This window comes from Pseudoalteromonas sp. BDTF-M6 (genome assembly GCF_018334135.1).
In the GTDB taxonomy this organism is placed as follows: Bacteria; Pseudomonadota; Gammaproteobacteria; order Enterobacterales; family Alteromonadaceae; genus Pseudoalteromonas.
Genome location: NZ_JAGXTQ010000001.1, coordinates 801,934 through 818,121 on the forward strand (window position 1 = coordinate 801,934; position 16,188 = coordinate 818,121).

Below are 16,188 nucleotides of genomic sequence, written 5' to 3' on the forward strand. Positions count from 1 at the left end.
AATATTCCCTTATCTGTACTTCAATTATAAGTTCTTGTTCTTAGATGCATAATCTTTGTTCAAAGGCGGATCTGCCGGATCTTTGACAAAGGTTTGTACGCCACTTGCAAGCCCGCCTTGACCACCGAGAATCATTTCAACCTCACGTTCTGACTCACCGTGTTTAAACAGCGCGCCGGAGTCGATCGATTGGTGTTGGACTTGCAACGCATCACGGCGGTTTCTCAATAACGCCACAAACTCACCATGCTCTTTGGCCAGCGTTACGCGCGCCGCATCGAAGGCACTTAAATCCAGCGTTACCGTACTGTAATTGGATGGATCGGAGTAGATCTCATCAACCAACTCACGGTGTTTATCTACCGTCACCTTGCCGGTCGCGAGCACGGTCACGCGCTCGATTAACAGATCAAAGCGGCTGGCCTCACGGCTAGCCTCATCCTTTTTTTCTCGCATTAAAAACAGGTCTACCTTGTCGCCAGCAACGAGCATACCGGCATTGGAGTTACGCTCATCGATACTGATGGTCACCGCCCGGCGGCCATCGGCTATGATGTCGGAAAACTGCTCCACCCCTTTCCCGGGTAAAAACGAACGTAGGATGGGCTGGCCCTTTGCCACGTGATCGAGCAACATTTGCCCATCGGCTTCGGCAAATGCGCTCGGGTGCATGGCGCCCGGCGCCAGATAATCTTGCGGCACTTCACGCACGGCGACGGCAGACTGGTCAATGATATCGCCCTTATTCAGCTCCCTGGTTGCCACTATCACCGGCACTTTTACTATGTTGTTACGGCTATAGCGCTCCTGCATTTCCGTCTCTTTTGCTTTCATATAGTTGCCCACGGACCAGGCGGCTACGCCGCCTAGGAGAATGGAAATGAGCAGGATCACCCAGTTTTTATCTAGAAACTTAAGCTTCTTCATCGATTACTTCCTTGTTATTTTCTACCGACTTGTTTTTGGCAATGGTGGCAAAGACTTCGCATAGCTGTAGGCGTTGTATGCGCGCTTGAGCCTGTCATTGAGAATGGTCATCACGTTTTTGCCCTGATAATCTTTGAGCCAGGTGTTCTCTATCAGCTCCGAACGCGGAACCGGGGTCAATAACGCGCCGGCTAGCGCCGCTGTGACTATGGCATATTCGACCGTTGACTGGCCTTTGACCCGTTTAAAGTTGTACATCGACTCGTACCGCGGTAATGATTGAATATTGGCGCTCTCTATCAAAGGTGATGTTAATATTCTCCGGCCCTTTACGGGCCATAAACACGCCACTTTGTTGGTCTTGGGTGTAGGCCGACGTGTCTATATCCCAACCGTACTTTTTAAAATAGCTGTCATAAAAGTTCAGGTTTTCGGCAATAGACAAGCTATTGCGCATCAACAGGGTATTGGACAGCTTGACTCCGTCCTTGGCTTTAACATCGGTCACCACATAGGTGCCCAAGGGCTTGGGAAAATTCTCCAGGGCTCTGTCCAACTTGATGAGTTCAGAGTCCGGCTCTTCCATCGAACTGATATAAGTCAGATTGTCCTCGGCATTCAACTCGGGGATCTTGGCGCTATAGTGAATATCGTCTATGAGGGCGTTAATGATCCGCCAGCCACTAAGCGTCTGGTCATCGAATTTATCGCTGCGCCCTTGCCATAACTGGGTGTAATAGGCGGCAATCTCAGTGCTCGATAACTGCGCCGAGAACGTCCAGGCTTTGACCTTCTTACCATTGACCAGCATGCCATCGGAGACGGTCGTGACCGTCGCCTGCTCGGGAAAGTCTATCTTTGCAACGGCGCTGGCACTGCAAAATAACAGCGCTGATATAAGTAGCAATTTATTCATCATTAGCATCCGTGTTACTTCCTGTTCTGTGCGCTGGCAGTTTTTCAACGTCCGTGTGCCCGAGTTTCAAGCTGCTTGGGCGAATAGGCCGAGCAATGGGAATATTCGACAAGAGTCTTCGTAAGTTATTTAACAGGGACATGTTCAACAGGTTTGCAGGCACCAGGGATTTCACCCGTCTTCTGTTGTGCCTTTGGCTACCGGCATTCCAGCCATCGGCAACTATGTAGTTTTTGGACTCCATTTCTAATTCAAACTGGCCCAGGCGTTTATTCTCTTGCGCGTTGCTGGCGAGCAGATCGCCGTTGACATTTTCCAACAACTTATGACTGTTTACCTTAATTTTGCTGGTGCCCGAATACATACCACGTGTCTCTAACGACAGCCCGCCTATTTTCAATACCGACATAGCCGAATTCAGTAACGAGGTGACTCTGCCTGGCACGCGCTCGTTATTAAGCGTATGCAGCATGTATTGCTTGTTGTTTTGGTCTTTGCCGTCGTTGTAGTCGGCTAACAGAAACTGGCTGTCATCCTGGCCGGCTTGATTAAAGCGGTAATGCTGCGCCGCCTTGTCTTCATGCCATTTCTTTGTTTGCGCACTGGCGTCAGAAAAGATCAAGGATTCATGGCCATTGATAATGCGATGCGGTACCTGAGCAACCACCTCTGGAGTGCTTTTAATGGCCAGATGACCGCTGCTGCGCGACCAATTGCCTGGTGCGCGTTCAAACCACACGGTACGCTCCCAGGCAACATAACGGGCGGCCATATCATTATAATGACGGGCCTCGATTAACTTGGAGAAATACGGAACCAGTAACATTAAAGGGGCGACAATAAAGGCCACAAAGATACCCATTTCTACTAAGGATTGACCGGCTTGCTTGTTCATGACTATTTCTCCTGCGCCGCAAAGGCGAGCGCGGCCACCATGCCCCGCTCACCATTGGTGGTGTCGTCCAGGGTGACCTGCCAGTATGGGTTGTAGAGGTTGCCATACTCCCATTTAGAGTCGGAGCGTCCCCACAGAGCACGGTCACGGAAGTAGTATATTTTCGCCTTACTGAGCACTAACAACTCACCGTCCGGGGTGGCGGTGTGCTCTTCTAAGTTGACGTTGGTCTGCGCCGGACCGCCGGTGCCGATATTAAGCTGCTCCGAGGTGCGAATATTTTTACGCTTTTGCGACACGGCAATGGTGAATTTCGGCGCCACGTTTCTGTTTTGACTCTGTTTGATGTCATAAAAAGGCTGCAAACCGGAGTAAGCATTATTCATCTCACTCTCATTGGTATAGGCGTAACGCGATGCCTTGCGGTTAATCGCCCGAGAGCGGCCATAATAATGGCGCGCGGTATAATTCGTTGTATCCTGGTCATCGCCCGCATGCCCAGCGCCCCAGCCTACCGGTATTTCACCGCCACGCCACTTACAGCGAAATCGTTTACAACTGAATCTATAAAAGTGAAAGCCGAAGGTATCCATACCACTCCAGGTTTCCGCATCACGCTCACCATTGTTAAATAGCTCGGTCCCTCCCGCCTGCTTTGATTTATATTTCACCGGGAATAAATGAGCGGAAAACGGAAAAGACCAATTAAACGAACGTTTTTTACTGAAGGGATCGCGAGAGTCGACAATCAAATTAAAATGGTCATCGTAACGGCCGGTGTTATCGCGTCTGTCAAAACGCCCCTGGAAATTCACCCAGTCCCTTGCCACGTAATTGGCGACACCGAGCGCTGAGATAGTATCGATATCGGCGTTTTGATTGTTTTCTTTTAGCACCTTATTGGTGGTATCGACCGCCGCAACCATGGTCGCCGAGCTCATCAGCTGTTGCGATCTTGAAAGCAGGCGATTGACGCCATCGGTAAACATCACCGCATATTCAAGCACCGGCTGCATATATTGATTGATTTGGGTCACGGCGGATTCAATCGCCGAAGCGATGGCCGCCGCCGGCGGGATAAAATACATGATACGGGAAATATTGCGCGTTGTTTCTTCGGTCATATTGCCCCAGGACGCTAGACCGACGTACTGGGCTACCGACACATGATTGGCCACCATGGCGCGGTTGGTGTAGGCCTTGTAGTTCAAATCACGGGCCAATAGCTGAGCCCCGCTTAAGGCCGCGGCATCGGAGAAGTTTTGCAGTCGGGTTTTATGCAAGTTCTGCTGTGAGACATTAAATAAATACAGCAAAGATAAGACGATTATCGATAAAAATATAAGACCCAACACCAGGGACTGACCCTTTTCCTTGTGCATTATCTAATTCCTTTAAAGAAAGAAATAGGGAGCCAGGCCCCCTATTCTTTTAATTGCCTAGCGCTAATAAAACGAGGTTAATCTACGGTGCCTGAACCACCCGAGCTACCACCCGAGCCACCCTCTTGTGCGGCTCCTTCGTTATAGTTACCCAGGTTATATTCTTTATCGGCATTAGTAGTTGCCTTATCAGCGGAGCTCTGTGCCGCTTCAATTTGCGCCGACGAGTTCTGACCACCCACTTCCGTAGCCAGGCCAGACACCTGATTACGTATGGTTTGCCCGAAGAGACTGTAAACACCAATCGCAGAAACGGCGATCAAAGCAACGATGATAATGTACTCAACCATGCCCTGACCCAGCTGTTTTCGGAGTTGTAGCATCATGACAGCGTCCTTCTGTTTAGCGTTAGCAGCAATTAGTTACCTGAGCCGCCACTCTCTTGAGCCGCACCTTCATTGTAATTGCCCAGGTTGTACTCTTGATCGGCGTTATCCTGCGCATCTTTCGCAGAGTCCTGCGCCGCTTGAATTTGTGCAGATGAGTTTTGACCACCCACTTCGGTCGCCAAGCCCGACACCTGGTTACGAATAGTTTGACCAAACAAACTGTATACACCGATAGCAGATACAGCGATAAGAGCAACAATAATAATGTACTCGACCATACCCTGGCCTAATTGACGTTGTTTCATTTTCTCTCCATGCATAATTAATAAAACATGAACATTCTAGATTAATAAAAACAAACGACCAATCATCCGATTGGATTATTAACTCAAAATTAATATTTTAATTAATAGCTATAAATTAAAATCAGATAGATAACCCACAAGTTGAGTGCGGTTTTTAACCCCTAATTTTCGCAATAAGTTTTGCACATGAGTTTTGGCGGTTGTCTCGGCTATCCTCTTCTCTAGCGCAATTTCTTTATTCGATAAACCTTGAATTATCAACTGTGCTATCTCGCGCTCACGGCGGGTTAACTGCGACTGCAACTGGCATTTTTCTGCCTGGCTTTTTAGTACCCGGTCGATAAAGGTCGACATAGCCGCACGGGAAAACCAGCGGATATTGTTGTTGAGCGCCTTAATGGCCTCCTCCAGCTCTTGAGCACCTATATCCTTATAAATCACTCCCCTGGCGCCTTTACCCAGCGCCTCGAGCTCAAGTGTCAATGGACAATCACAGCCACGACTATGAACGACCACGACGCCCGTCACCGCCCCTTCATCAAGGCGGGAGGTCATTTCATCAAGGTCGACGAAGTTGATATTTTCTCGGCGCAGTGTTTGCCGCCAGTCTGTATCGCTATGCAATCTAAAGTCCCTCTTAATATCGCTATTTACGATTGCCCGTTTATTCTTGCTCTAAATGTTCGGCTAGGTCATCAAGTGCTTCGAGATAACGTTTCGTTGCGTCTTGAAGCAGATAACCCTTGTTAATGCTTAACTCCCGCTCGTCTATAGGCCCTCGAATAATCTTCTTCAATTCAATAACAAAGCCCGCGTCAATGTCTTCAACACGATAAGGAAAGGCATCATGCTGGTAATTTATATGCCGAAATAGCTCGCTCACCTGATGGGTCAATTGCGTACCGGAAAGACCAAAACGTATGTCTTCACGTACCCGCTGTAACAGCCAATTAAACTCGTCACTGCTTAAAGGTTTTATCCCATTAACAGCAGGCACAGTGCTGATGCGAAAGCGAATATCGCTAGGGTCTTCGGGTTTATGGCCAACAAGATGCTGCTTATCAGCCTGTACATAAATAAGGTATTCGCTCGGGTCAGATTGAGGATCGAACGCCATTTCATAGATATCGCGCTCACTTAGGTTAGGCATCTGTGAGGCCATCATTTTCAACTGCGGTGCATAATGCTCTGTCATAACCTGGTAGTTGGTTACAAAAACATGTTTAAGGTTGTGATCTATGACATAACGACCCGCCCACTTCTCGGTCATGTAAGAGCGGTTTTCACCCTCAAGCTGATAGTCTGTACGCAGCACTTTATCGCTGACTTTCAGTACTGCCTTACCTAGCTTTTCATTTTCATCCAGTGAATAAATATCATAATTAAGTATTAAATCAGCGCTAGCATTAAAAGATAAAAACAACATTGAAGTTAGGGATATGACTAGTTTATTCATACGTGTTAGCATTAAAATTAATATTAATATTAATAAAAATTATTCTATGGAAAAACAAAAACAAAATCTAGATTACTTTATTTTTGTATTTATGAGGGAACATAAATGAATATTAATGAAATAATAACAACAGTATATATTTTACTTTTTAGTCACACTACCCTGGCCGAAAGCGGCTCAAAATGTGATGGAAACATTAAGGGAATATTAGATATTGATACATCGAGTTCGGCATACGACTATGCGCAACAATACACGCCCATCGATATTAATTATGCGTTAAAAGAAAATAAGCGCCTAGCCGGTTATGCCAGGGTAGCGGGCGTAGAATTCGGCAGCGATATAACAAGAACCCGTGAGCTAAAGTCCGACGTTGCCCAAAAATTAGCATCTATGGGGTATGAACGCCTGTTTAGCTGTCGCGATACGGCCTGTGGCAACGCCAATAGCCTGCAGCGCAAATTGGGGATCAAGAACACTGTGGTCGACAAGGGTGAACAGTACCAAGAGCTCTGGGTAAAAGATAAGGAATACTACTCTCTTTACCTTGGCAAAATGACCTTCTTTGCCGACAACTACTTTGTTGCCCTACAGCACTTTGATTTAGTAGATATACCTTTAGAAACCTATGTACGCTTTGCTTTGGACAGCGCAACGCTCACTGAGCACACGACAACCGCTCTTGATCGATTTGTTGAGGTCATCAACGAGCACCCTAAGCTTAGCTTTAAAATTACTGGCGGCACAGATAACAGTGGCTCAGCGCCATATAATCATAAACTGGGGCTGGAACGTGCACGCTCGGTGTATGAGTATTTACTGGCACAAGGCGTTATGCCGCATGTATTAAGCTATGAATCGGTGGGAGAGCTGAGCCCAAGGTTTGCAAACGAGTCTGAGGCGGGAAAAGAGAAGAATCGCCGCGTCGACATTTCCCCCTTAATATCTAATTGAGCGAGTGGCTACGATGGCAAGCCCACCGTAGCCACGCCCTTTTACCTAAACAGCACTTTTTCTTGATTAAACCAACGCACACAAAAGGCTAACAGTCCTACCGCGAGCAGAATGCTCGAGCCGACGATCACCGCCAGTATGCCAATCTCGCTGGTACCCTTTAACAACTCCTTGATTGCTAGGGCCACATTGGTTACCGGAATAAACGCCGTTTTATAGGTCAGTTCCATATTCGGCATCACCGAGATCATCACCGGAATAAAGACCAGCATAGACAGCGGACCCATATAGTTTTGTGCTTCCTTAAAAGTGCGTGCATAGATAGAAATAGACAACACGATACTTGAGAACATCGCCGCCAAGGGGATCAGCAAGGACAGCATGGCGAGCAGCTCAACAAAGGTGATGTGCGATAGCGCGACGGTGAACTCACTGACATTAACAAAGGTGCGGGCCACAAACAGCCAGAGCCCCATGCTGAGTATACTCAAACTGGCCGTTGCCAGGGAGGCGGACAGCACGGTTAAGAACTTACCCAAAACTATGTTGGTTCTGGATATTGGGGTAAGTAGCAGGGTTTCCAGCGTACCACGCTCCTTTTCACCGGCACCCAGATCGATGGCTGGATAGACGGCCCCGGTCAGTACAATGGGGATCAACAAATAAGGCAGCAGCACGCCAATTTTTTCACCCCAGCTTTCACGCGCATCCGCCGTATCCACCTTCTCCAGTTTGATGGGGGATATCAAAAACTCCATCTCGCTCTCTTTAGTGACACCCAGCGCATTAAATGAGAGGGTCTGCACCTTGCTTTGGTATTGCTCTTTTAACTCTTCGATATACCTAAACAGGTAATTGATACGCGCAGAGTCATTGTAAATGACCTGCCAGGTGGTTTGCTCCCGACTTTCGGGTTGTGCCTTGGCTTGGATCACTATCCCCACATCCAGCTCTTCATTCTGGATTGCCTGGATAATGTCATTCTTATTTGCATAGTCGGCGCTGACCAGTTCAAAGTTCTTATGGTATTTGACGGCCTCGGTAAACTCAGGCGCCGCCTCGGCACCTATGATATACACCTTATGAACTTCCTGCTCCGCCTCTAGGTTAGCCATTGCCATCATGTAGCCGACCACGGCAAAAATAACCGGGAAGATCAAAAGCGGCAGAGCAACAATAAACATCAGGGTTTTTCTGTCACGTAACAGCTCTTTTATTTCCTTTAAAAATACTTCAAACATGACGATGTCCCTCAAGAATGTTCATAAACGCCTGGTTTAGCTCCTCGCTGCGCCCTTGTTCTTTAAAGGCCGCCAAGGTGCCATCAAAACAAGTGAGTCCCTGGTCAATCACGGATACGCGGTCGCACAACAATGCCACTTCGTCGAGATGGTGGGTTGAGAACACCACAGGCGTGCCCTGCTCCTTAAGGCCTTTAATAAAGTTGATCACCGTTTGTGTGGTCATGATGTCCAATCCCGTGGTCGGCTCATCAAGAATGACCACCTTAGGTCTGTGCACTACGGCGCGGGCAATATTGGTTTTTTGCTTCATCCCCGTGGAGAGATTGTCGGCGCGCTTATCCAAAAAGCTATGCATATCCAGCAAGGTGAACAGCTCATCGCAGCGCTGCTTGAGCTCGGCCCCCTTCATGCCATGTAATTTGGCAAAATATTCGACATTTTCTTTAGCGGTCAAACGACCATAGAGCCCGGTTGAACCAGATAAAAAGCCGATGGCCTTACGCCCGGCCAAAGGCTTTTTCACTAAATCAACGCCGCCGACCTCGATACTGCCTTCATCCGGTTTCAGCGCCGTAGAGAGCATGCGTAAGGTGGTGGTTTTACCGGCGCCGTTAGGCCCAAGCAGGCCCAAGACTTCACCCTGTTCACAGTGAAAATGCACATCACGGACGGAGTGGAAGTAGTCTTTTTCTTCACGCGGGTCTTGCTGCGCCTCGGAGACCCCCTTTTTATGATCCTTGGTGAGCTTGAACTTCTTCTTAAGCCCGTTCACGCTTATCATTTGTTATTCTTCCTTCGTTTTGGCCTAAAGTAGTCGGTATTGGCATAAAAAGCGGCGTTATTATTGTCTTCATACCAATGCGGCACCCCCAGTAATGGCAGTGGCGACATGGCCGAGTTATCCGCCAACACCCTATCTTTGCCTATCATCTCATAGAGGCGCTCATCTAGGTAGCTGTATTGGCTGGCTAAATCTTTACAAAATATATCAGCGCTTACCGGCACAAACAGCGCCTTACCGGTTAGGCCAATAAAGGGCTGAGTCAGCATTTCATAGTTCGCATGGCCAAAGGTATAGGCGCGGATTTCGCTTTGCCACCCTTCGCGGCGCGATACAAACACCTCATGCCATTGATGTTCACGAAATGCCTCTGTCCAACTTGAGTCAGTCACCGCCAAGATCACCGCACATTCGTCAAACAGGGTCAGGGCATTGCGCATTTTACTGCGCTGATTTCCTTGTTGCACAGCCATTTCGTCTATATGCAAACGGTTTAATAAGGCCTTGGTTTTGGGAAACAGATGCCACATATAGGCGCCAAAAAGGTCGTGCCAGTTATGCTGGCGCGTAGGTACCTTGCCGGTTTCAAATATAAACGACTCATAATAACGTCCGTCACGCTCAAACTCGGCGTTATCGATAAACTGCAGCGGTTGGTTATTAGCATTGACGATAGTGTGGCGGTTAAGCTCGGCCAGCGTTGGCCAATCCGAGTATTGGTTCAGTGCAAAAAGGGCATTTAAATGGGCAAAGGCGCCGCTTTGCAAGCAGCCTGTTTGCCAATGTTCAAAAGGGGTAAAACGTTTCATTACTGCGATTGCTAAGCGTAAATTTTGCGTAGTTTAGCGCAAAAACTGGTTTAATTTTACCGCTATCCTTATACTGGCTCGGTCTTATAGCAATGAAACTAATAATATTATGAAGCGCTATTTTCCTTTGACGCTAGTCAGCGCGGCGATTCTTGCCGGCTGTGCCAGCACACAGATCAGCAATCAAGACATGATGGCTGGTTGGAACAGTATCAATGCCGAGCAACTGGCAACGCATGTAAAAACCTTGGCCTCAGACGAATTTGGTGGCCGTGCCCCTTCTTCAAAAGGCGAAGAACTGACTTTGGCTTATTTAACCGAGCAGTTTAAAGCCCTGGGTTACCAACCCGGTAACGGCGATAGCTTTTTACAAAAGGTGCCTTTGGTGTCTATCGAGGCCGACGCCAACATGACCCTGAGCATTGGTGGTAAAGACTACCAATATAAAAAAGACATGGTGATGGGTACCAGCCGTATCAGTGCCAAAGAAAGCATTAAAGATTCCGAGCTAGTGTTTGTCGGTTATGGCGTAAATGCCCCTGAGTACAACTGGAACGACTACGAAGGCCTGGATGTGAAAGGCAAAACCGTGGTGATACTGGTGAACGATCCAGGCTTTGCCACCAAGAACCCTGAGCTCTTTACCGGCGATGCCATGACCTACTACGGCCGCTGGACCTACAAATATGAAGAAGCCAGCCGTCAAGGTGCCGCCGGCGCTATCATAGTGCATGAAACCGCACCGGCCTCCTACCCCTGGTCCGTGGTTGAAAACTCTTGGAGCGGCCCGCAGTTTGGCTTCCAAAAAGACAACAACAATATGGATCGCGTTGCCGTTGAAGGCTGGGTAACCTTGGATGTGGCTAAAGAGCTCTTCACCAAGGCTGGACTGAATTTTGATGAGGCCAAGCAACGTGCCGCCAAAGGTGCCTACCACGTGGATATGGGCGACCTGACTGCCAGCGTTGAGGTAAACAGCGAAATCAAAAAATCGGTATCGTACAACTTTATCGCCACCCTACCGGGCAGCAAAAAGCCAGATGAGCACATTATCTACTCGGCGCACTGGGATCACCTGGGTACGGATAAAAACCGTAAAGGCGACCAGATTTATAATGGTGCCCACGACAATGCCACCGGCACCGGCGGCATGATTGAAGTGGCTGAAGCCTTTACCACCTTGCCGCGTCATCCCGACCGCTCTATTACATTCTTGGCCGTGACCGCCGAAGAGCAAGGCCTGTTGGGTTCTAAATACTATGCCGCTAACCCTGTGATTGCTACAGATAAAACCGTGGCCAATATCAATATGGATAGCCTCAACCTGCTGGGCAAGGTTAAAGATGTGAGCGTAGTCGGCATGGGTAAGTCTGAGCTCGACGATATGCTAGGTGAAGCGGCGAAAATGCAGGAGCGCACCATCTCTGGCGATCCTAAGCCAAGTTCGGGTGGTTACTATCGCTCGGATCACTTCGCCTTTGCCAACATGGGTGTCCCGGCCATGTATGCAGGCGGCGGCAGTAAAGCTCGTGACGAAGAAACCGCACAATACCGTAAGCGCATGAGCTTGGTACTGCGCGGTTGTTATCACCAGCCTTGCGACCGTTACCGCGATGAATGGGATCTGTCCGGCGCGGTGCAAGACCTGCAATTGTTCTATAAGGTGGGCTTTGATATCTCGCAACAGGAACAATGGCCAAAATGGTATGCCAATTCAGAGTTCCAGCGCGCCAAATAGGTTAGCTGAAATACCAAAGACATAAAAAAGCCGGTTATTAAACCGGCTTTTTTACTGAGCTAAAACTGCTGCATTAAGCAACAGCGCCTTCTAGATCAGCTTCTTTTGGGTTAGGACCGTGGTCGTTGTCACCGTCTTGGCTGTCTTGAGCAAAGAAGATGATAAGCACGATAAAACCGATAAGCGGTAGGAAGTAAAGTAACTGCCACCAACCTGAACGGCCAGTATCGTGAAGACGACGAGCGCCCGCGGCTAAGCTTGGGATCAGTAGCACTAGCGAGTAAATTGTACCGATAAACGCGGTACCAAGAACCATGTCGATAACCGTGGCTACGATGCTAAAGATTAGGTTGAATAAAAAGAACATCCAGTATGCTTTGCGGCGGATACGGCCGTTGAAATCAGCAAAACGCTGGAGTGCTTCAATATAATAGTTCATCACTATTTCCTGTTCGTTATTGTAAATTCCATTGATCTGAACGAGTTACGCCAGAGCAAACCACCTTCGCTGGACGCAAAAGCTGGACAAATCATAATCCAAAAGACGCATAAAAAAAACCAGCAAGCGCTGGTTTTTTCAGTTTTTATTCAGGTTGTTAGCTAATTTTAGCTCATCGCCATCAACATTTTTGTGGGCTGCTCTAAGTAGTCTTTCCACAGGTTGTTGAAACGGGCAATGGTGCCGCCGTCGATGACGCGGTGATCGCCAGACCAGCTTACCTGCATAATGGCACGAGCCTCAACTTCACCCTTGGCATTAAAGCGCGGCAAATGCTGCAGCTTACCCAGGGCCACAATGGCCACCTCAGGTTTGTTGATAATAGGCGTCGCCGTGGTACCGCCGATAGCGCCGATATTCGAAATCGAAATGGTGCCAGACTTAAGGTCCGCCGGCGCTACACGACCTTCACGGGCGCTGTCCGTAAGACGCGTTACTTCGTTAGCCACATCTACAATAGACTTGTTCTGTACCTGCTTCACGTTTGGTACCAATAGACCCAGTTTAGAGTCAACGGCCATGCCGATGTTGTGATCGTCAAAATACGTCAACTCGGTGCAGTCATCATTCACCTGGGCATTGAGGATCGGGAATTCCTTCATCGCCAGTGACAGCGCCTTGATGAAGAATGGCATCATGGTGAGTTTCACACCTTGTTGCTTATACTCTTCTTTCATGCCACCGCGCAGGGCGATAAGGTCGGTCAAATCGATTTCATCGCTGTAGGTGAAATGCGGAATAGTCGACACCGAGCGCACCATCTGTTTGGCCATCGCCGCCTTCATGCCCTTAATAGGCTCGACGCGTGTACCACCGCTTACTGGAGCTGCTGGCGCCGCGCTTGTGCTGGTTGCTTGCTCCGCATGCTTAGCAGATGCACCACCGGCAATAAAGCGTTCGATATCTTCTTTAAACACACGACCATTCTTGCCTGAGCCAGGAACCGTGCTGATATCCACATCCAATTCACGAGCACGACGACGTACCGCAGGTGAAGCCAGGGCTTTACCTTGGGCCACAGGTTCGCTTGATGGCTTATCGGCATTGGCTGTTTGTGCTGGTGCAGCTTGAACAGCGGCAGCTGCATCAGTGTTTGCGGCATTAGCTGATGAACCGGCGATTTCCATCTGGAATAATGGACTGTGAACCTTGGCAATATCGCCCTTTTGGTAATACAGCTTCATCACCTTGCCATCGTACTTGGCGGGGATCTGTACCAGGGCCTTATCGGTCATTACGTCACAAACGGGCTGATCTTCTTTGATCTCATCGCCTTCGCTGATGAGCCACTCAACCACTTCACACTCAACAATCCCTTCACCGATATCCGGCAGGATAAAGTCTTCAAGGGCGCCACCTTGGGAACCACCTTGAGCCGCAGGTGCAGGCGCTGCTTGAGTCGCTTGTTCGGCAACCGGCGTTGCAGCTGCGCTGCTTTCCTCACCGGCCACATCCATGGCAAACAAAGGAGCATGCACCTTAGCGATATCGCCCTTGGCGTAGTACAGCTCGGTGATCACGCCATCGTGTACCGCAGGGATCTGAACCAGCGCCTTGTCCGTCATTACGTCACAAATCGGCTGGTCTTCTTTAACCTCATCGCCCACGGCAACTAGCCATTCAACCACTTCACACTCGACGATACCTTCGCCGATATCTGGTAGGATAAAATCTTTAGCCATGCCTGTCCCCTTAAAACTCAACCGCGTTTTTAATCGCCTCGAATACCTTTAAGGCATCTGGGATATATTCTTTTTCTAATGCCAACGGATATGGAGTATCAAGACCACATACACGAGCAATCGGCGACTCCAGGTGCAAGAAACACTCTTGCTGGATGGTGGCAACAATCTCGGCACCAAAACCATTGGTAATAGGCGCTTCGTGGCTAACCACCAAACGGCCGGTCTTCTTCACCGAGTTGGCAACGGTTTCTACGTCCCAAGGCAAGATGCTGCGAAGGTCAATCAGTTCAACGCTAATGCCCTGCTCTTTGGCTTTCTCGGCGGCGGCACTGATGATTTCCATCTGCGCACCCCAGGCCAATACGGTCACGTCTTTACCTTCTTGCACTACTTCGGCCTTGCCAAGCTCGATGCTGTAATCCTCTTCAGGTACTTCACCCACCGAGGCGCGGTATAGGCGCTTAGGCTCAAAGAAGATCACTGGGTTATCGTCTTTAATGGCCGCACGCAGTAGACCTTTAGCCTGATACGGGTCGCGTGGCACCACGATTTTCAGACCCGGGGTATGTGCAAAATACGCCTCCGGTGATTGCGAGTGATAAAGACCACCGGCGATACCACCACCGTACGGAGTACGAATGGTCAGGTTACCCACGTTAAATTCATTACCGCTGCGGTAGCGGAACTTAGCTGATTCGTTGACGATTTGGTCAAAGGCCGGGAAGATGTAATCGGCAAATTGAATTTCGGCAATGGCCGGCGCACCGAAGGCGGCCAAACCATTAGCAAAACCGGCAATACCTTGCTCGGTTAGCGGCGTGTTGAAAACACGGTGCTTACCGTATTTTTCCTGTAGGCCAGAAGTGGCGCGGAACACACCACCGAAATAACCCACGTCTTCACCAAAAATACAGGCATGGTCATTCTCGGCCATGGTGATATCCAGGGCTGAGTTAATGGCATGGAGCATATTCATTGTTTTCATTATTTGATTCTCCCTGCTGTAATTGGGTAAGCGTCCGGGTACTTCTTAATATGAGATTTTAATTGCTCATATTGCGCCTGTAGGCTTGGAATTGGCGTGTCATACACATCGCTGATCAAATCTTCAAGCGGCGGCTTGGCCACTTTCTCTGCCACTTTCAGGGCGTCAAGGATTTGCTCACGCACCTGCTCTTTGACCTGCTCGTCTTCTTGCTCGTCTAACCAACCTTGAGCCACAAGCCAGGTACGGAAACGCGCAACTGGGCAATTATCGCGGTAGTTTGCTTCTTCATCTTTCGAGCGGTAACCACTTGGGTCATCCGACGTTGAGTGAGCACCCAGGCGATACGCCAGAGATTCGATAAGCACAGGCTCACCGGTTTTGGTCGCATGGTCGCGCGCCGCTTTAGTCGCCGCGTATACGGCAAGGGCATCACCACCGTCAACACGAATGGTTTGAATACCATAACCCACACCGCGTGAGGCAATACCGTCACCGGCAAACTGCTCTTCCGCCGGGGTAGAAATCGCATAACCATTGTTACGAGCGAAGAAGATCACCGGCGCTTTGTGTACCGCTGCCATGTTCAAACCGGCGTGGAAGTCGCCCTCTGAGGCCGCACCTTCACCGAAGTAACAAATGGTGATGTTGTCGATTTCGCTATCAAGTTCGCCGCTTTGCTTGTTGATATGCTTAATTTTCTGGCCGTAAGCATAACCGCTCGCTTGCGGAATTTGTGTGCCCAGCGGCGAAGAGATGGTCATATAGTTCAGTTCATTTGAACCATAGTGGATCGGCATCTGACGGCCCTTACCCAGGTCCAGCTCGTTAGAGAACATCTGATTCATAAACTGTTCAAGGGTAAAACCACGGTAGCGCAGCGCCGCTTGCTCGCGGTATTGCGCCATAATCATGTCGTTATCATCCAATGCTGCAGCACTGGCTGTTACCGCCGCTTCTTCGCCTAGACATTGCATATAGAAGCTAACACGACCTTGTCGTTGTGCCGCTTGCATACGCTCATCCAAGGCACGGATAAAGCGCATGGTGTCATAAATTTTAAGTGCCGTGGCTTGATCGATTTCAGGCACGGTGGCGCCTTCGCTTACGGCACCTTGTTCATTAAGGACGCGGTAAGTGGGTATATTCAGCGCGTGGCTGTCAATGAACGCAAGTTCGTGACTGATATTCAACGAAACGTTATTGGGGTTAGTCATAACCTT

At 49.1% G+C, this 16,188-nt stretch carries 18 protein-coding genes; 2 read left to right on the plus strand and 16 right to left on the minus strand.

Features of this window, described 5'->3' with window-relative positions:
- Positions 1-24: 24 nt before the first annotated feature.
- From cpaB to KD147_RS03645, 9 genes are all read right to left on the minus strand, one after another.
- Positions 25-927 (minus strand): Flp pilus assembly protein CpaB, encoded by a 903-nt coding sequence (gene cpaB / locus KD147_RS03605; RefSeq protein WP_212546919.1) that lies wholly within the window; start codon positions 925-927, stop codon positions 25-27.
- Positions 928-948: 21 nt separating this feature from the next.
- The gene (locus tag KD147_RS03610; RefSeq protein WP_105189645.1) at positions 949-1,185 is read right to left on the minus strand and encodes a DUF4244 domain-containing protein; all 237 of its coding nucleotides are present in this window, start codon (positions 1,183-1,185) and stop codon (positions 949-951) included.
- Positions 1,172-1,846, minus strand: a complete 675-nt coding sequence (locus KD147_RS03615) for a hypothetical protein (RefSeq protein WP_212546920.1) — start codon at positions 1,844-1,846, stop codon at positions 1,172-1,174. Before KD147_RS03615 ends, KD147_RS03610 begins: the two co-directional genes overlap by 14 nt.
- Entirely contained in the window at positions 1,836-2,738 is a 903-nt protein-coding gene (locus KD147_RS03620) for a hypothetical protein (protein WP_212546921.1), read from the minus strand. The genes KD147_RS03615 and KD147_RS03620 overlap by 11 nt, the downstream gene beginning before the upstream one ends.
- A 2-nt stretch (positions 2,739-2,740) precedes the next feature.
- Positions 2,741-4,120 carry a Tad domain-containing protein gene (locus tag KD147_RS03625; protein ID WP_212546922.1) on the minus strand — a complete coding sequence of 460 codons (1,380 nt, stop codon included), beginning with the start codon at positions 4,118-4,120 and terminating at the stop codon, positions 2,741-2,743.
- 77 nt (positions 4,121-4,197) lie between these two features.
- Positions 4,198-4,506, minus strand: coding sequence for a Flp family type IVb pilin (locus KD147_RS03630; RefSeq protein ID WP_502710212.1), 309 nt, complete (start codon positions 4,504-4,506; stop codon positions 4,198-4,200).
- 32 nt (positions 4,507-4,538) lie between these two features.
- Positions 4,539-4,814 carry a Flp family type IVb pilin gene (locus tag KD147_RS03635; RefSeq protein ID WP_105189641.1) on the minus strand — a complete coding sequence of 92 codons (276 nt, stop codon included), beginning with the start codon at positions 4,812-4,814 and terminating at the stop codon, positions 4,539-4,541.
- Between the two features lie 108 nt (positions 4,815-4,922).
- On the minus strand, positions 4,923-5,438 hold the full coding sequence (locus KD147_RS03640) for a response regulator transcription factor (protein WP_212546923.1): 516 nt from the start codon (positions 5,436-5,438) through the stop codon (positions 4,923-4,925).
- A gap of 40 nt (positions 5,439-5,478) precedes the next feature.
- Entirely contained in the window at positions 5,479-6,270 is a 792-nt protein-coding gene (locus tag KD147_RS03645; protein ID WP_212546924.1) for a hypothetical protein, read from the minus strand.
- A 105-nt stretch (positions 6,271-6,375) separates the two neighbouring features.
- Here KD147_RS03645 and KD147_RS03650 point away from each other — a divergent pair, with 105 nt between their 5' ends.
- A complete protein-coding gene (locus KD147_RS03650; protein ID WP_212546925.1) occupies positions 6,376-7,224 on the plus strand; it encodes an OmpA family protein in 849 nt (282 codons plus the stop codon).
- A gap of 41 nt (positions 7,225-7,265) precedes the next feature.
- Here the strand turns inward: KD147_RS03650 and KD147_RS03655 are convergent, their stop codons facing one another.
- Genes KD147_RS03655 through KD147_RS03665 form a run of 3 tightly spaced genes read right to left on the minus strand, consistent with a single transcriptional unit; the run spans position 7,266 to position 10,058 of the window.
- A complete protein-coding gene (locus KD147_RS03655; RefSeq protein WP_212546926.1) occupies positions 7,266-8,465 on the minus strand; it encodes an ABC transporter permease in 1,200 nt (399 codons plus the stop codon).
- A complete protein-coding gene (locus KD147_RS03660; protein WP_212546927.1) occupies positions 8,458-9,249 on the minus strand; it encodes an ABC transporter ATP-binding protein in 792 nt (263 codons plus the stop codon). Before KD147_RS03660 ends, KD147_RS03655 begins: the two co-directional genes overlap by 8 nt.
- The gene (locus KD147_RS03665; RefSeq protein WP_212546928.1) at positions 9,246-10,058 is read right to left on the minus strand and encodes a DUF3025 domain-containing protein; all 813 of its coding nucleotides are present in this window, start codon (positions 10,056-10,058) and stop codon (positions 9,246-9,248) included. The genes KD147_RS03660 and KD147_RS03665 overlap by 4 nt, the downstream gene beginning before the upstream one ends.
- A 109-nt stretch (positions 10,059-10,167) precedes the next feature.
- Here KD147_RS03665 and KD147_RS03670 point away from each other — a divergent pair, with 109 nt between their 5' ends.
- Complete coding sequence (locus tag KD147_RS03670; protein ID WP_212546929.1) at positions 10,168-11,796, plus strand: M28 family metallopeptidase; 1,629 nt, start codon at positions 10,168-10,170, stop codon at positions 11,794-11,796.
- Positions 11,797-11,869: 73 nt separating this feature from the next.
- On the opposite strand, the gene KD147_RS03675 is transcribed toward KD147_RS03670, so the two are convergent.
- From KD147_RS03675 to KD147_RS03690, 4 genes are all read right to left on the minus strand, one after another.
- Complete coding sequence (locus tag KD147_RS03675) at positions 11,870-12,235, minus strand: DUF805 domain-containing protein (protein WP_105189633.1); 366 nt, start codon at positions 12,233-12,235, stop codon at positions 11,870-11,872.
- Positions 12,236-12,402: 167 nt separating this feature from the next.
- The gene (locus tag KD147_RS03680; RefSeq protein ID WP_212546930.1) at positions 12,403-13,977 is read right to left on the minus strand and encodes a dihydrolipoyllysine-residue acetyltransferase; all 1,575 of its coding nucleotides are present in this window, start codon (positions 13,975-13,977) and stop codon (positions 12,403-12,405) included.
- Between the two features lie 10 nt (positions 13,978-13,987).
- The gene (locus KD147_RS03685) at positions 13,988-14,965 is read right to left on the minus strand and encodes an alpha-ketoacid dehydrogenase subunit beta (RefSeq protein ID WP_105189631.1); all 978 of its coding nucleotides are present in this window, start codon (positions 14,963-14,965) and stop codon (positions 13,988-13,990) included.
- Positions 14,965-16,182, minus strand: a complete 1,218-nt coding sequence (locus KD147_RS03690) for a thiamine pyrophosphate-dependent dehydrogenase E1 component subunit alpha (RefSeq protein WP_212546931.1) — start codon at positions 16,180-16,182, stop codon at positions 14,965-14,967. Before KD147_RS03690 ends, KD147_RS03685 begins: the two co-directional genes overlap by 1 nt.
- Positions 16,183-16,188 lie beyond the last annotated feature (6 nt).

Bases quoted from the DNA above. Each gene is read 5' to 3' on its own strand.
- cpaB (WP_212546919.1), bottom strand. From the start codon at position 927: ATGAAGAAGCTTAAGTTTCTAGATAAAAACTGGGTGATCCTGCTCATT.
- KD147_RS03610 (WP_105189645.1), bottom strand. From the start codon at position 1,185: ATGTACAACTTTAAACGGGTCAAAGGCCAGTCAACGGTCGAATATGCC.
- KD147_RS03615 (WP_212546920.1), bottom strand. From the start codon at position 1,846: ATGATGAATAAATTGCTACTTATATCAGCGCTGTTATTTTGCAGTGCC.
- KD147_RS03620 (WP_212546921.1), bottom strand. From the start codon at position 2,738: ATGAACAAGCAAGCCGGTCAATCCTTAGTAGAAATGGGTATCTTTGTG.
- KD147_RS03625 (WP_212546922.1), bottom strand. From the start codon at position 4,120: ATGCACAAGGAAAAGGGTCAGTCCCTGGTGTTGGGTCTTATATTTTTA.
- KD147_RS03630 (WP_502710212.1), bottom strand. From the start codon at position 4,506: ATGATGCTACAACTCCGAAAACAGCTGGGTCAGGGCATGGTTGAGTAC.
- KD147_RS03635 (WP_105189641.1), bottom strand. From the start codon at position 4,814: ATGAAACAACGTCAATTAGGCCAGGGTATGGTCGAGTACATTATTATT.
- KD147_RS03645 (WP_212546924.1), bottom strand. From the start codon at position 6,270: ATGAATAAACTAGTCATATCCCTAACTTCAATGTTGTTTTTATCTTTT.
- KD147_RS03650 (WP_212546925.1), top strand. From the start codon at position 6,376: ATGAATATTAATGAAATAATAACAACAGTATATATTTTACTTTTTAGT.
- KD147_RS03655 (WP_212546926.1), bottom strand. From the start codon at position 8,465: ATGTTTGAAGTATTTTTAAAGGAAATAAAAGAGCTGTTACGTGACAGA.
- KD147_RS03660 (WP_212546927.1), bottom strand. From the start codon at position 9,249: ATGATAAGCGTGAACGGGCTTAAGAAGAAGTTCAAGCTCACCAAGGAT.
- KD147_RS03665 (WP_212546928.1), bottom strand. From the start codon at position 10,058: ATGAAACGTTTTACCCCTTTTGAACATTGGCAAACAGGCTGCTTGCAA.
- KD147_RS03670 (WP_212546929.1), top strand. From the start codon at position 10,168: ATGAAGCGCTATTTTCCTTTGACGCTAGTCAGCGCGGCGATTCTTGCC.
- KD147_RS03675 (WP_105189633.1), bottom strand. From the start codon at position 12,235: ATGAACTATTATATTGAAGCACTCCAGCGTTTTGCTGATTTCAACGGC.
- KD147_RS03680 (WP_212546930.1), bottom strand. From the start codon at position 13,977: ATGGCTAAAGATTTTATCCTACCAGATATCGGCGAAGGTATCGTCGAG.
- KD147_RS03685 (WP_105189631.1), bottom strand. From the start codon at position 14,965: ATGAAAACAATGAATATGCTCCATGCCATTAACTCAGCCCTGGATATC.
- KD147_RS03690 (WP_212546931.1), bottom strand. From the start codon at position 16,182: ATGACTAACCCCAATAACGTTTCGTTGAATATCAGTCACGAACTTGCG.